Below are 14125 nucleotides of genomic sequence, written 5' to 3' on the forward strand. Positions count from 1 at the left end.
GAAGACAGAATACGGCCTTTGATGAGCGGCTGTCGCGCTATCGCGTAAGCGTGGGTTCCAGCACGAGATGGAAGTAGAACGCCCAGCCCAGCAGCAGCGCGAATGCGGGGACCGCCACCGCCGCCCAGATACGCTGGCGCTTCACGAAGTCGTCGATGCGCACGCGATCGCACACTCGGCGAAACGCAAGACCGTTCCCTCTGCGGCCAAACCAGAACTGAAACGCGAGCGTGATCAGCACCACGATCGAGGCGGTGATCAGCCGTAGCGGTCCGCCACCTTCAGCACTTGCGATCACGCTGTCCATGAAAAGCCAGATCGGAAGGAAGATGACGCCGGTCCACTCGCCGTGCGCGGGTCCCCAGATCGGCGGGATGAGAAACGCGGCGAGGTTGAAGCGCGGTAACGACGGTACTGGCTCGCCGTCGATCAACACGATGTTCCCGGTGATGGCCTGAGCAGGATGTCCAGAGTCACAGTCTCCGTCTTTCCCTCGAACCACCAGGCGGTCGCAGTAGGCGCAGTAGCCTGCGACACGGACTTCCAGTCGCGCGTCGTCCAAGCCGCCGGATTCCGCCGAATCGTCTCTCTCAGGCAGGTTTTCGAAATCGTCCCGATCAGCCAAGGAAACCTCCAGCGAATGCAGCGATGATGATAGCGGGCAGCATGTTGCCGACCGGCAGCCGTTTGACGCCCAAGAGATCGAGGCCGATGGCAAGGATCAGCGCCCCGCCGACACCGGTGATCGACGATATGACCGCGGTGGTCATGTAGGGCATGAGTGCGTTGGCGGAAAGTGCGATGCCCCCTTGGATCACAAGAATGGGAACCACGGAAAGCGCCACGCCAACACCCAGCGTGGTGGCAAGAAACAGGCTGGCGACGCCATCGAGCAGCGATTTCAGGTAGAGCACCGAATGATCGCCCAGGCCGTCTTTGAGTGAGCCGAGAACGGTCATCGCGCCTACGCAGAAGAGCAGCGATGCGGTCACGAACCCTTCGACGAGCGTATGGCCCTTCTCCCCCGGCTCGTCGGACTGACTTTTGGGAGCCGTCGCCAACCAACTCAGACGGCCCGACAGATCCTGCAGAAACTGGCCGAATCTCCCAAGCCAGTACTCAATGCGCATCAACTCGCCGAGTAGCGAACCGATGACGAGCGAGCCCACGAGGACCAACGCCGCGTATCCGCCCATCTTGGTGTTGCCCATGTCGGTGAGGCCGCCGATGCTCATCGCGGCACCGATCACGGTTGTAGACAGTCCGATGGCCGTGAAAGCGATTGCCCGAAAGCGATCCGGGATGGCACCGCCGAACAACAGACCTACGGCCGTGCCGGCCAGCACGGTGATTACGTTCAGAACAACGCCGCTCACGATTCGACCGATCCTCTCACAGATCCTCTTCCGACAACCACAGTTCTTTCAGCTCGCGCGTGATCGCATGCGCACCTTTCGGATGACCGGCGTCACGCGCTACCGACGCCCGCGAGACCGTCCGCCTCTTGGCTTTCGGCGCGCCTTCGAAACACACGGAGGCGTCGCGAACCTCGATACCGCAACGCGCATGAACCCGCACCCGCTCGGCGAGTTCCCGGTCGTCGGACACAACGACGACCTTCTCGGCAGCCTTGGAGGCGATGCTCACGATCTCGTCATCTGCGGAGCGGTTGCGCGAGAACACGACCTCAACCGGTGCGCCGCCGGCGTTCGAGACGCCCGCTCCGTCTTGCCCGTCGAACACGACCACGATCCTACCGGCGCCGAGAATGTCTCGGCCCCGAGTCCGCAATCGGCTCACCAAAGTGTCCCGCTGGTTCTCAAGCGAGAGCGAACCGGTCGCGCTGTCACGGTACGTGACGTTATAGCCATCCACTAGAAAGAGCATGCGGACATCCTACGCCAGCTCACCGGCGGCGCAAAGAAAAAGCGCGAAGCGCGCTCAGACGGCCGTCTTCGGTAGACGCCTGCACCCGTTTTTGGGTTACAATCCGACCGAACAGTCAACTCTTCACAGAAACCCGAGTCGATGTCGACACGCTCCGAGGCCACAATCAGAAGGCTCTTCGACGCCGCTATGCAGCTGATCGGCGAGCGTGGGTTCACGGACGCCTCGGTCGACGACATCGTCGAGCGCGCCGGCGTCGCGAAAGGCACCGTCTACTATCATTTCGCGGGTAAGGCCGATCTGGTAGAGGCGCTCATAGTAGACCGTCTCCGCCCGCTCATCACGGAGTTCCGCCGTGCGGCCGAGGAGCATGCCGATGACCCCCGCGCCGCCATCGAGGCGATAGTCCGAGCCGAGCTTGAATTTGTGTCGGAGCAGAAGTCGTTCTCCAAACTCCTGCTCACCGAGATGTGGCGCGAGAACCGGGTGTGGCGCGGCACGCTCGTGATGCTGCGCTCTGAGCTCGGTGAGGTCATCCACGACGTGGTGGTCAAGGGAATAGCGAGCGGAGTCTTCCGCAACGACGTGGATCCGTCGTTTGCCGCATCGGCGCTGTTTGGCATGACCGCGACGGTCGCGCTGGACTGGCTCGCCTTCGAACCCGAGAAACCGCTTGAAGACGTACTCGCCCAGATCACGCGAGTCGCGTTCAACGCGATTCGGCCCTACTGATCCTGCCGGGTCAGTCGCTCCTTGACCGACAGCAGCCACGCCGAGACGTCGGTGTCGCCGATCAACTCGTAGTGCTGGATGGCGCAGCCACTTCCGGACTCGTCGTTGACATGCTCAACCACGCGCCAGAAGGCACAGGCTCCCCCATCGCACAGGCGCCCCGGTTCGCCGTTCGCTTCGCGCAGTTTGCAGTTCTCGCTCATTACCGTCTCTCCCTGAAGGGGCTTGCTCCATTATATCCGCCTTCCTCATCGTCGTGCGAAGCTGCACCCTTGATTCGCGGTACATACCTGACATGAACCGCGCATCTCGGAAGAGAGCAGACATAACGTGCCCACACATCACCGGTTTTCCTTACGCGTTCCGACGCTCACATTCATGCTCGTGTTGACGCTCGCAGCGGCAGGGGGCTGCTCCTCCGGCACGCCGGCGACCAAGGTGACGCCGGTGCAGCCGCAAACTTCTACCGTGGCCCCGACGAACCCCGCGCAGCCGGCAGTCGATCTCGATCACCTGTCGTTGACCCTCGAGCCACTCTGGAGGGGACTGGATCAGCCGGTCTACCTGACCAACGCCGGCGACGGTTCCGGAAGGCTGTTTGTCGCCGAGCAGACCGGCGCGATCAAGGAGATCGCGAACGGTACGGTTCAGCTCGCCGCCTATCTCGATCTCAGCGGCTTGGTTTCGACAGGCGGCGAGCGAGGGCTTCTCGGCATGGCGTTCTCGCCGCATTTCGCGACTGACGGGCGTCTCTACGTCAACTACACGGACACGCAAGGCAACACCGTGATCGCACGATATACGGCGGACTCACCCAGCTCGCTTACACCTCGATGGAGCGAACCGCAGGTCATCCTGAAGGTGGTCCAACCCTACGCGAATCACAACGGCGGGTGCCTGCAGTTCGGCCCCGACGGCATGCTCTACATCGGCATGGGCGATGGAGGCAGCGCGGGCGATCCGCAGCGCCGTGCGCAGGACCTCGGCTCGCTGCTGGGCAAGATGCTGCGCATCGACGTGTCGGCGAGTTCGGGCTCGGTGGCGTACTCCCTTCCTGCCGACAACCCCTTCGTCGCAACGAGCGGGGCACGTGGCGAGATCTGGAGTCTGGGGCTGCGCAACCCTTGGCGATTCAGCTTCGACTCAAGCACGGGCGCGCTGTGGATAGGAGACGTGGGCCAAAACGCGTGGGAGGAGATCGACTACGCGCCGAAGGGTGCTAGCGGCCAGAACTGGGGCTGGAACCTGTGGGAAGGCAACCATCCCTACCCTGCGGGAGCCAGCCCTTCGGAGGCTGGCTTCAGCTTCCCCGTGCTCGACTACCCGCACCCGACAGGTGAAAGCGTCATCGGCGGTTACGTCTACCGCGGCGGCGACTATCCCGCGATGGTGGGCACGTACCTCTACGCCGACTACATCAACGGTTGGATCGGCGGCGTGCGACTGACCGCTCCCGACGGCACCGCGCTTGCGACACCAGAGGTGGCAACGCTGTTGCAGACGAGCACGCATCCGGCGAGCTTTGGGGTCGACGAACGCGGCGAACTCTATCTGGTCGACCACGACGGCACGATCTGGGCGGTCAACGGGGCATCGAAGGTGGTAGCCGAGCGCTCCGTCTACAGCGCCGACAGGAGCGCATCGACGTCTTCGGCCGTCGTGTCCCACGAGGTGACCCAGCGCACGAGCGATCTGCTGTGGGCGGCGTCTTCTTCCCACACATAGAAGTGGAAGCGCTCCTGCAGCCCCGGGACCTGCTCGGCAGCCAAGAACGCGAAGACCTCGTTGGCCTGCGCGGGAAAGGCGATTTCGATCCCGCGCGCCGCAGCCCCGCGCGCCAGGCGGTCGGCCATGGCATTGGCATGAGAGGCGCAGCGGCTCCACAGGTCAGTCCCGTACATCGCCGCAAACTGCGCTGTCACGAACCGCATCTTGCTCGCAAGTTGACCGGACTGCTTCCTCACATACGGCAGCACGGAGGTCCGAGCTTCACCGAACAGCACCACGGCCTCCCCTGCCAACATGCCGTTCTTCGTCCCGCCGAATGACAGCAGGTCCACTCCAGCTTCGCCGGTGATTGCCGACAGCGAGCAGCCAAGACTCGCCGCGGCATTGGCCAAGCGCGCACCGTCTACGTGCAGCAGCATCCCGTGGCTGTGGGCGAGATCGGCCAAAACGCGCAGCTCCGCGGGCGAGTAGACAGTCCCGAGCTCCGTGCAGTTTGATGCCGAGATGACGCGCGGCTGTGCGTGGTGCTCGAACCCAAAGCCTGTCAGAACCGGAAGAACCAGCTCGGGGGTCAGCTTGCCATCGGGAGCAGTGACCGTCACCAGCTTGATGTTGGCGATGTGCTCGGGTGCCGCACACTCGTCGGTGTTGATGTGCGCGGTGTCAGCGCACACGACGCTCTCCCATGGACGGCACACCGCCCCAAGTCCGACCACGTTGGCGCCGGTGCCGTTCCACACGAACGCTACTTCGCACTCGCCGAGCAGATCCCGCACGACTGAGATCGCCTTACGGGTCCACTCGTCGTCACCGTAGGCCACAGCGTGACCTACATTCGCCTCGGCGATTGCCGAGAGAATCTCGGGATGAACTCCCGCGTAATTGTCGCTGCCGAACCCGCGCCAGCCCACCATCATGCATGCGTCCCATCTGCAGAGCCGAAGCGCGACCGGCATTCCCAGATGTAGTCCTGGAGTACCTCCGGCAACGCATCCATTGGACCCGGTCCCGGCAGAGGAGCCGAGTTATAGGTGTTGACGAACAAGGCAAGCTCTCCTTCCAGCTGGCCGGCGAACGCGTCACCAAGCATGGCCGCAAGCGCTTTGCCGGTGTATGTGCTCTCGAGGCGGACCCCGTAGGCGGCAGCACTTTCGACCGCCTCAAGCGCTTCAGCAGTCGGCACGGCATAACCGTCACCGTAGGCGCTGTCGATGAACTCAATATTCAGGTCGGTGAACTGCAGCTCAGGAAAGGATGGATCAAAAGAGCGCAAGAGCGCAACCGTCTCATCGGCAAGCTTCTCGGCGACAGCTTGGTTGGCGATCTCGACAGGTGTGACTCTGACCGCGGCGACCCGGTGAGGGAAGCCGGTCGCCGCCAATCCGATAGCAAGACCAACAGCGGTGCCGAGAGTGCCTGCCGGAACATACACCGTACCCACCGATGCGAGACGGTCCACACACTCGCGTTTGGGCAGACCGCCAAGGAGAAGCCTGGTTAGCTCCCTCGCCTGATTGGCCAGCTCAAAAGCGGCATTCACGTAGCCGATAGCGCCAAGAGGCGAGCTTCCTCCAGCGGGAATGACCAGCGGCTCGATACCTTCGCGCTCCGTGAGTTCCTGCCGAAGAATCGCGGCCTGTCGCAGTGCTTCCGACTGGGTATCGGCGACACGGATGACGGTGCCTTGGCCGGCATGCGCTAGCAACATCGCCTCGGCATAGCGGGTCGGCGGTTGTGGTGTGAGTACGACGTGCGGCTTCAGCCCGAGCGCACGAGCGTGAATCGCAGTCGCAAGAGCGTGGTTGGACCCGTAGGCGCCGAATGTGATCACGGCGCGTCGCCTCTCGGCAAGCGCCTGACCGAGAATGAAGTCCAGTTTGCGGACTTTGTTCCCGCCATAAAGCCCACTGGTCTTGTCGTCGGACTTCAGCCCCAGAATGGCGACACTCGGGGTCTCGGGGGTTCGTGGGCGCATTCGCGTGACAGGAGTAGGAAGCGTGGCGATACCGGCACGCGGAATAGCCGACAGCCCGGGATAGACGTCAGCAAGCGGAAAGTCGGACACGCGTGGCTCCTAGGGTTAGGCAGGACTTACACTTGCATAGTACGTCACCCGTGTGACATCACATGCGTAGTTTCCGCAATTTGGATGCCACATCAGACGTTATTCATAAGAAATTGCATCTCGCACGCTTACCCGCGAGGCATTCCACGCCGGAAGCAAGCTCGCTACGACCGCAATCGCAACGACCGACACGAGCCAAAGACCGACCCCGAACCACGAGAACTGGTAGGCAAGGTGCATTCCCATCGCGCCACCGAGTGCGCTGACCAGCCCGATGGAAAGCGGCCACGACAGTATGGCCCCAAGCCCCCAAGACATAATCCCGATCACCACGCCCTCCGTGATGAAGATGCCGAAGATCGAGCCGTGCGCCGCTCCGATCGCGCGCATGACCCCGATCTCACGGGTCGACTCGAGCACATTGATCGTCATCGTGCCGGTCAATCCGATCACTCCCACAATCGCCAGCAGGCTCGCCATGATCACCAGGAACGTTACGAGGATGCCCAGTTGGTTTGCGATGGTGGCGCGCATGGTGCTTTGCGTCTCGCTGCCCGAGGCCGCAAAGCCCGCCTTCTCGAGGCGAGTCTCGAGCGCGACGGCGACCTGCTGTTGGGCCTGCTCGGTATGGAGTTCCGTCTTGACCAGCAGCCGCGTCACTCCCCCGCCGGCTCCAAGTGCGGAGTCGAGCGCTGATCGGCTGAAGAAGATGGTTTCGCCACGCAATTGCCCAGCGGCAATCCCAACGATCTTCCAGTCCGATTTGGCTCCGCGCATCGTAAGTGTGATCGTGTCGCCGACTTTGAGGTTGGGTTGGTCCTTGATCACATCCGCGTTGACGACCACCGCGTGATCGTCGCCGGCTCTGAGCCACCGCCCCGAAAGAAGCGCCGGGTTGACGAACGTGCTGTTCACCGGGATTCCGGCTCCGTAGATGCCTTCGTCTTCGCTGCCGTCCTGGCGCTTGAGCGAGACGCTGGACTCCAACCATGTTTCGACTGCCGTGACACCGCCGATCTTCTTCGCTTCACGCTCCAGAGCACTCCCGGGTTCGGCGCTGGAGAAGACAACCAGCGAGTCATAGCTCCAAAACGATGCCACCTCGTCCACTGTCTTGAGGATCGAGGCGCGCACGGAGAGCACCGACATGACGACCGCCGAGGCGAGCACCAACGTCGTCAGCGTGAGCAGCAGCCTCCCCTTGCGCAGAAACGTATTGCGCAGCGAAAGTGCCACCGGGCGCGGTAGTCCGCGAATGAGCCCGAGCAGGCGGTCGAAGATGCCGTGGCCGAAGTTGGGCGAGATGCCGGTGGCGTTGAGTGCCTTGACCACGCTGGTCCGCGCGCCCGCGCGCACAGGGACGATCGCCGCCACGATCGGGACCAGCAGACCCACCACGATCTCAAGCACCACCACGTACGTGGGAAACGTGAAGTCGGTCACCCGGAAGTTCATGATGTCGGCCGCAAACGCGATGAACCACTTGCCCGAGATAAGCCCGATGGGCACGCCCACCAGCAGCGCAAGCACTCCGTAGGCCGCGACCATGGTCATGTACATCCCGGTGATCTGGCGCGCAGTCCCGCCGACGGCCTTCATGATGCCGACCTGTCGCACCTGCTGCGACATGACGGCCGAGACCGTCGTCACCACCAGAAATCCCGAGAGCGCAAGCGAAAGCACACCGAGAGCGAGCAGCAGCAGCGAAACCGCCTTGAAGATGTCGCCGAGAAAGTGGCTGCCGGGCTTGGGCACGGTGGTGGAAAGCACCTTGACGCCCGCCGGGGCTAGAACGTTGTCGCGGATGTCGACGGCGATCTTGCTTGCGGCGGCCTGCGAGAGCCCAGGCTCGAACGACAGCGCCAGCCGGTTGTACACCTCAGGCTCGCCGAGAAGACGCAGCGACGACATCGACATGTATCCCGTCACGGTGTCGGTGAACTGGGTAGGGACCGCGTTGATATTGTGGACGAACCCAACGACACGCAGCGGCACCCTCGAGCCGTCGCGCGCCTCCACGGTGATGATCTGACCGATGGAGAACTGCTGGACCTGGAGGGCGCTCTTCTCCAGAACAACCTGCCCAACGCCCGGTGGCCACGAACTGGACTGCTCCTCCACGATTTTGTCGATCTTGATGCTGTCGAACGACGACAGCGCATTGAGCGTGATCGAGCTCCATCCAACCGCCGTGGATGCCGGGATCGAATCGGGGCTGAAGCGCAGACCCACCGTGCGGCGCCCTTCGGCAGTGAGTACATCGCTTCTCGCCGCGATCTGGCGCACGATGGAGTTGTCAAAGCCTGTTGTCGAGAACTTCGCCGAGGGAGGGTTCGAAGCAGCGAAGTCGGCGTCGAACTCGCGCAGGAGCACGCCTCTCCCGCCCATAACCACGCCGATAGCGAAGATGCCCACGGCGACCGAGATCACGACGAGAAACGTCCGGAACTTGTGACCCCAGAGGTCCCTCGCGATCTTCTTCCACCGTGGCGATATCACGACGTCAGGCCAGCTCTCGGCTCAACCGGTTCATACGTTCCTCGATGATTTCGCCGTCGGCAACGTGCAGGCTTCGTCGTACCTTCGAGGCGATGTCACTGTCGTGAGTGACCATGATGATCGTCTTGCCCTCATCAACCAGCGCCTCCATCAGGCTGAACACTGACTCGGCGGTCTTGGAGTCGAGGTTGCCGGTGGGTTCGTCGGCCGCGAGGATCGGTGGGTCGTTCGCGAGCGCCCGCGCGATGGCGACTCGTTGCTGTTGGCCGCCCGAGAGCGCCGAGGGCAGCTTGTGCGCCTGATCGGCCATCTCGACTTGCTCAAGGAGGTGCATCGCGCGCTGTGGGCGCTCGGACGGCGAGTACATCGAGCAGAAGTCCATCGGCAGCATGACGTTCTCGGCGACTGTGAGGGTTGGAAGCAACTGGAAGAACTGGAAGACGACTCCGATGGTCCGGCCGCGCCACACGGCGAGCTGATTCTCGTTGAGTTTGTGAACGGGCGTGCCGTTGATGATGACCGTGCCCGACGTGGGCCGGTCGATGCCGGTGATCATGTTGATGAGCGTCGTCTTGCCGCTCCCCGACTTGCCGATCAACCCGACGAACTCGCCGGCGCCCACGTCGAGGTTGATGCCTCGAAGCGCGGTGAAGGGCACCTCACCGCTGTCGTAGACCTTCACGACGTCGGTCAAGCGGATGAGCGGCGATGTGGCCGCCTCGGTATCGCTCACTGTCGATCTCCTTGAGAAGAATCAGAGGCCCCGGCGGAGCCTATAAGGTTTCTACCACCTCCGGGGGATAGCGGGTACCCCTGTCTACCCGCGCCCACGGCTCTTGTGTCCCTCTTCGAAGTACCGTTTGATCGTCTTGCTCAGAATCTTCTTGGAACGCTCGCTCTCCTTGTGCGCCTTGTCGTCGCGGCGGCGCTCGAGATCGGCGAGTTCGCCCGACAGTTGCCGGTAGCTCTCAAGCCGACGCGCCGGGAGAAGCCCTTCCGCGACAGCGCCTGTGACCGCGCAGCCGGGCTCCGTTCCGTGGAGGCAGTCGGCGAACCTGCACTGCTCGGCAAGCGAATCGATGTCGGGAAACGCCGAGGCGATCCCGTCCTCCGCGTCCCACAGCGCGATGCCGCGAATGCCCGGCGTGTCGATGATGACGCCGCCGCCGGGAACCAGCACAATCTCGCGTGCCACAGTCGTGTGCCGCCCTTTGTCGTCAAACGCGCGCACGGCGCCCGTCTCCTGCACATCGGCGCCCACGAGCTTGTTGACGAGCGTCGACTTCCCAACCCCCGACCCGCCGAGAAACACGGCTGTGACTCCGGGACCAATGTGTTTGCGGACGTCTTCGATCCCCACGCCGGTGATGGCGCTCTCCACGATAACGTCGGCTCGCGCCGCGGCTTGCTCGGCGAGGTTGCGCTGGTAATCGGTGTCCTCGGCGATGTCGTCTTTGGTGAGGACGACGACGGGGCGGGCTCCGCTCTCCCACGCCATGACGAGTTCGCGCTCCAGACGGCGCACATTGATACCGCGGCCGGAGAGCGACTGCACGACGAAGACGACGTCAATGTTGGCGATGAGGACCTGCTCCTCGGTCTGCTCGCCGGGACTCTTGCGAACAAACGCCGAGCGGCGCGGAAGGATTGTCTCCATCACCGGCATTTCGTGGCCTTCGGGCCACGCAAGCGCGACCCAGTCGCCCACGACCGCCCTGCTGGTTGCGCTCCCTCGCGTCTTCACGAGGTGCATGGCCGGCTCGGCACGCACAGTACCGGCTGCGGTGCCGGTCGCGACGAGTGGGAGACCGCGGTCGACGCGCGTCACGCGGGCAGGCGTGAACCCGCTCTCGGCGAGGCCCGCGAAGAGCGCTTCTTCGCGACCGGTCCAGCCGAGATCGGCGAGCGATGGTGTGGGTGTGTTGGCAGTTTCAGGCACGGGGATAGCATACACGGGACAGTCAAGGCAGTGCAGAGAAACCTACCCTCTCCCCCGCACCACTGCCACGGCTGTGTCCGCCAGCAGGTTCGGCAGCACGCGCACCTCACGGACCTTCTGGCGCCACTCCCCAGCTGACAGCGGGATCTCGCGCTCGATCTCCCCGCCGTTGGCGGCGACGAAGTCGCGGAAGTCTTTAATGGTGGTGTGGTGGATGTTGGGCGTGTCGTACCACGAGAACGGAATCGACTCAGAGACGGGCATCCGCCCCTTGAGCGCGAGGTACGAGCGAACCTTCCAGTGGCCGAAGTTCGGGAACGTCACGATGCCGCGCTTGCCCACTCGCAGCATCTCGCGCAGCACGAACGCCGGATGGCGCATCATCTGCATGGTCTGCGAGAGTACAACGACGTCGAAGGCGCCGTCGGGATGTCCGGTCAGGCCCTCGTCGAGGTCGGCCTGAACGACCGACAGTCCGCGCCGCAGCGCCGCTGCGATCTCCTCGCCGCTGACCTCGATGCCGCGAACATCGCAGCCGCGCTCGTCGCGCAGATGCGCCATGAGCGAGCCGTCGCCGCAGCCCAGATCGAGTACTCGGCTGCCCTCGGGTATGAGCGAGATCACGAGCTGCAGGTCAGCGCGAAGCAAATCGGCAGCGGTCACAGCGCACCACCCTTCTCGGCGAGAGATTCTTCGTGAGCACACTCGAGGAACGGCTCGATGTAGCGCCTCTGCTCCTCGGGTTCGAGCAGGAAGGCGTCGTGGCCATAGGGACTCTCGATCTCGGCGAAGGAGACCTCGGCGCGAGCCCTGCGTAGCGCGTCAACCAGCAACCGCGTCTGGTATGTGGGGAAGAGCCAGTCGCTTGAGAACGTGAGCAGCAAGAAGCGGGCGGGCGTGCCGTCGAGCGCGTCGGCAAGCGAATCGGCGCCGGCAGCGAGGTCGAAGTAGTCCATCGCCTTGGTCATGTAGAGGTATGTGTTGGCGTCGAAGCGCTCGACGAACTTGCGTCCCTGATGCGCGAGGTAGCTCTCGACCTCGAACTCGGTGACGAAGTCGAACGCGAGGTCCTCGCGCGTCTGCAGCCTGCGGCCAAACTTGTCGCGCATCGATTCGTCCGACAGGTACGTGATGTGCCCCACCATGCGCGCGATCGCGAGCCCGTTCGCGGGCTGCTCGGCGCCGTAGTAGTCGCCGCCGGCGAAGTTGACGTCGCTCAGGATGGCCGTGCGGCCGACCTCGTTGAACGCGATAGCCTGCGCCGCCAAACGCGGTGTACTCGCGACGCCGATGCAGGTGCGGACGCGCTCGGGATAGAGCTTCGCCCACGCCAGCGCTTGCATGCCGCCCATCGAGCCGCCGACCACCGCCAGCAACCGCTTCACGCCGAGCTGATCGAGCAGTCCCGCCTGCGCCGCAACCATGTCCTCGACGGTGACGAGCGGGAAGCGCAGCCCGTAGGGAGTGCCGGTCGCAGGATCCGCCGAGGCCGGCCCGGTCGAGCCGGAGCATCCGCCGATGACGTTGGAGCAGATGACGAAGTACTTGCGGGTGTCGATGCCCATGCCCGGCCCCACCATGACGTCCCACCAGCCGGGCCGCTCGACGCCATCGGCGTCCGAACCAGCGGCAACGTGAGCGTCGCCCGAGAGCGCGTGGCAGATCAGGATCGCGTTGCTGCCTTGCTCATCCAGCTCGCCGAAGGTCTCATACGCGACCTCGACGTGCTCGAGACGCCGGCCCGAGACCAGATCAAGGCCTTGCGGAAGCACACACAGCCGGGGCCCTGAGGCCAGCGGCTGAACGCTGTTCTTCTGTTCGCCTTCAGACACGGATGTCACGCTGTCTCCAAAGCCTGTCCCAAGTCCGCAATGATGTCTTCGATGTTCTCGATACCGATCGACAGACGCACGAAGTCCGGTCCGATCCCCGCCGTCACCAGCTCCTCGTCGCTCAGCTGCGAGTGCGTCGTGCTGGCAGGATGGATGATAAGCGATTTCGCATCGCCGACGTTGGCGAGGTGCGAAAACAGCTCGACCGAGTCGATCAGCCGCTTGCCGGCCTCAAGTCCGCCCTTCACGCCGAACACCACGACGCCGCCATAACCGTTGACCAAGTACTTGTCGGCGTTGGCCTTGGTGGGGTGGCTGTCGAGGCCGGGGTATGCGACCCACGCGACCTTCGGATGGCTCTCCAGGTACTTCGCGACCGCCAGCGCGTTGTCGGCGTGGCGCTGAACGCGAAGCGCAAGCGTCTCGACGCCGAGAAGGATCTGCTGCGCGTTGAACGGCGAGATCGCGGGACCGAAGTCGCGCAGGAGCTGCGTGCGGGTGCGAAATGCGAAGGCGACGTTGCCGAGGCCCGCGAAGTCCTTGAACGCGTCCCAGAACTTCAGGCCATGGTAACTCGGGTCGCCTTCGGTGTACTGCGGGAAGCGCCCGCTGCCCCAGTCGAAGTTGCCGCCGTCGACGACGATGCCGCCAAGCGACGTGCCGTGTCCGCCAATCCACTTCGTGAGCGACTCGATGACGACCGCCGCTCCATGCTCGATCGGGCGCGAGAGGTACGGCGTCGCAAACGTGTTGTCGACGATCAGCGGGATGCCGAGTTCGCGGCCGAGAGCCGCAAGCCCCCCGATGTCGGGAACGTCGAGGCGCGGGTTGCCGATCGTCTCGACGTACCACGCCTTGGTGGTGTCGTCTGATGCCTTAGCGAAGCCCTCGGTATCGGTGGTTTCGACGAAGCGAACCTCGATACCGAGGCGCTTGAACGTGTGCAGGAAGATATTCCAAGTGCCGCCGTAAAGCGACGTCGAGGAGACGATACTGTCGCCCGAACCCGCGAGGTTCAGCAGCGCGAGCACCTCGGCCGCGTGCCCCGAAGCCGTCGCAACCGCCGCGGTACCGCCCTCGAGCTTCGCGATGCGCTGCTCAAGCACATCAGTCGTCGGGTTCATGATGCGCGTGTAGATGTTGCCCAGAGCGCGCAGACCGAAGAGATCAGCGGCGTGGTCCGCGTCATTGAAGTTGTAGGCCACCGTCTGGTAGATCGGCACCGCGCGGGAACCGGTGGTGGGGTCGGCAGTGGCGCCGCCGTGAACGCTAATGGTATCGAAACGGGGTGCGGTCGAGTCGCTCATGATTCTTAGCCTCTTATCTGTGTTCGCGTTGATGGATACGATACCCGACTTTCCGCTCTAGCGGAGGTCGGTTGAGGGCCGCCCAGGTCCGGCGCATACGCCGACAAACCCGGGCTGGGTCATCATCATGTCCATC

14 protein-coding genes are annotated in these 14125 nt (G+C 63.7%); 2 read left to right on the forward strand and 12 right to left on the reverse strand.

Features of this window, described 5'->3' with window-relative positions; translation table 11 throughout:
- Nucleotides 1-37 precede the first annotated feature (37 nt).
- From HGA39_03855 to HGA39_03865, 3 genes are read right to left on the reverse strand one after another with little or no spacing between them, the layout of a single operon-like run.
- Nucleotides 38-625: a hypothetical protein gene (locus HGA39_03855; GenBank protein ID NTW28481.1), complete on the reverse strand. Its 588-nt coding sequence runs from the start codon at nt 623-625 to the stop codon at nt 38-40.
- Nucleotides 618-1376 carry a DUF554 domain-containing protein gene (locus HGA39_03860; GenBank protein NTW28482.1) on the reverse strand — a complete coding sequence of 253 codons (759 nt, stop codon included), beginning with the start codon at nt 1374-1376 and terminating at the stop codon, nt 618-620. Before HGA39_03860 ends, HGA39_03855 begins: the two co-directional genes overlap by 8 nt.
- A gap of 16 nt (nt 1377-1392) precedes the next feature.
- Complete coding sequence (locus HGA39_03865) at nt 1393-1887, reverse strand: NYN domain-containing protein (GenBank protein ID NTW28483.1); 495 nt, start codon at nt 1885-1887, stop codon at nt 1393-1395.
- Between the two features lie 141 nt (nt 1888-2028).
- Here HGA39_03865 and HGA39_03870 point away from each other — a divergent pair, with 141 nt between their 5' ends.
- Nucleotides 2029-2619: a TetR/AcrR family transcriptional regulator gene (locus HGA39_03870; GenBank protein ID NTW28484.1), complete on the forward strand. Its 591-nt coding sequence runs from the start codon at nt 2029-2031 to the stop codon at nt 2617-2619.
- On the opposite strand, the gene HGA39_03875 is transcribed toward HGA39_03870, so the two are convergent.
- The gene (locus HGA39_03875) at nt 2613-2822 is read right to left on the reverse strand and encodes a hypothetical protein (GenBank protein NTW28485.1); all 210 of its coding nucleotides are present in this window, start codon (nt 2820-2822) and stop codon (nt 2613-2615) included. The two genes, HGA39_03870 and HGA39_03875, sit on opposite strands and share 7 nt — an antisense overlap.
- 175 nt (nt 2823-2997) lie before the next feature.
- Between HGA39_03875 and HGA39_03880 the strand changes: the two genes are divergently transcribed.
- A complete protein-coding gene (locus HGA39_03880; GenBank protein ID NTW28486.1) occupies nt 2998-4344 on the forward strand; it encodes a PQQ-dependent sugar dehydrogenase in 1347 nt (448 codons plus the stop codon).
- On the opposite strand, the gene HGA39_03885 is transcribed toward HGA39_03880, so the two are convergent.
- The 8 genes from HGA39_03885 to HGA39_03920 form a co-directional block, all read right to left on the reverse strand.
- Nucleotides 4239-5264, reverse strand: coding sequence for a low specificity L-threonine aldolase (locus tag HGA39_03885; protein NTW28487.1), 1026 nt, complete (start codon nt 5262-5264; stop codon nt 4239-4241). The two genes, HGA39_03880 and HGA39_03885, sit on opposite strands and share 106 nt — an antisense overlap.
- Nucleotides 5261-6412, reverse strand: a complete 1152-nt coding sequence (locus tag HGA39_03890; GenBank protein NTW28488.1) for a pyridoxal-phosphate dependent enzyme — start codon at nt 6410-6412, stop codon at nt 5261-5263. Before HGA39_03890 ends, HGA39_03885 begins: the two co-directional genes overlap by 4 nt.
- Before the next feature lie 99 nt (nt 6413-6511).
- Nucleotides 6512-8911, reverse strand: coding sequence for an FtsX-like permease family protein (locus HGA39_03895; GenBank protein NTW28489.1), 2400 nt, complete (start codon nt 8909-8911; stop codon nt 6512-6514).
- A gap of 4 nt (nt 8912-8915) precedes the next feature.
- Nucleotides 8916-9644 (reverse strand): ABC transporter ATP-binding protein, encoded by a 729-nt coding sequence (locus HGA39_03900; GenBank protein ID NTW28490.1) that lies wholly within the window; start codon nt 9642-9644, stop codon nt 8916-8918.
- 84 nt (nt 9645-9728) lie between these two features.
- Nucleotides 9729-10850, reverse strand: a complete 1122-nt coding sequence (gene rsgA / locus HGA39_03905) for a ribosome small subunit-dependent GTPase A (GenBank protein NTW28491.1) — start codon at nt 10848-10850, stop codon at nt 9729-9731.
- A gap of 42 nt (nt 10851-10892) precedes the next feature.
- Nucleotides 10893-11555, reverse strand: coding sequence for a methionine biosynthesis protein MetW (gene metW / locus HGA39_03910; GenBank protein NTW28492.1), 663 nt, complete (start codon nt 11553-11555; stop codon nt 10893-10895).
- On the reverse strand, nt 11510-12691 hold the full coding sequence (locus tag HGA39_03915; protein NTW28493.1) for a homoserine O-acetyltransferase: 1182 nt from the start codon (nt 12689-12691) through the stop codon (nt 11510-11512). The genes metW and HGA39_03915 overlap by 46 nt, the downstream gene beginning before the upstream one ends.
- A complete protein-coding gene (locus HGA39_03920; GenBank protein NTW28494.1) occupies nt 12688-13989 on the reverse strand; it encodes an O-acetylhomoserine aminocarboxypropyltransferase/cysteine synthase in 1302 nt (433 codons plus the stop codon). Before HGA39_03920 ends, HGA39_03915 begins: the two co-directional genes overlap by 4 nt.
- Nucleotides 13990-14125 lie beyond the last annotated feature (136 nt).

It is taken from the genome of Coriobacteriia bacterium (assembly GCA_013336165.1).
Classification (GTDB): Bacteria; Actinomycetota; Coriobacteriia; order Anaerosomatales; family JAAXUF01; genus JAAXUF01.

Excerpts from the sequence above, each read along its gene's own strand:
- HGA39_03865 (NTW28483.1), bottom strand. The coding sequence starts at position 1,887 with ATGCTCTTTCTAGTGGATGGCTATAACGTCACGTACCGTGACAGCGCG.
- HGA39_03870 (NTW28484.1), top strand. The coding sequence starts at position 2,029 with ATGTCGACACGCTCCGAGGCCACAATCAGAAGGCTCTTCGACGCCGCT.
- HGA39_03875 (NTW28485.1), bottom strand. The coding sequence starts at position 2,822 with ATGAGCGAGAACTGCAAACTGCGCGAAGCGAACGGCGAACCGGGGCGC.
- HGA39_03880 (NTW28486.1), top strand. The coding sequence starts at position 2,998 with ATGCTCGTGTTGACGCTCGCAGCGGCAGGGGGCTGCTCCTCCGGCACG.
- HGA39_03885 (NTW28487.1), bottom strand. The coding sequence starts at position 5,264 with ATGATGGTGGGCTGGCGCGGGTTCGGCAGCGACAATTACGCGGGAGTT.
- HGA39_03920 (NTW28494.1), bottom strand. The coding sequence starts at position 13,989 with ATGAGCGACTCGACCGCACCCCGTTTCGATACCATTAGCGTTCACGGC.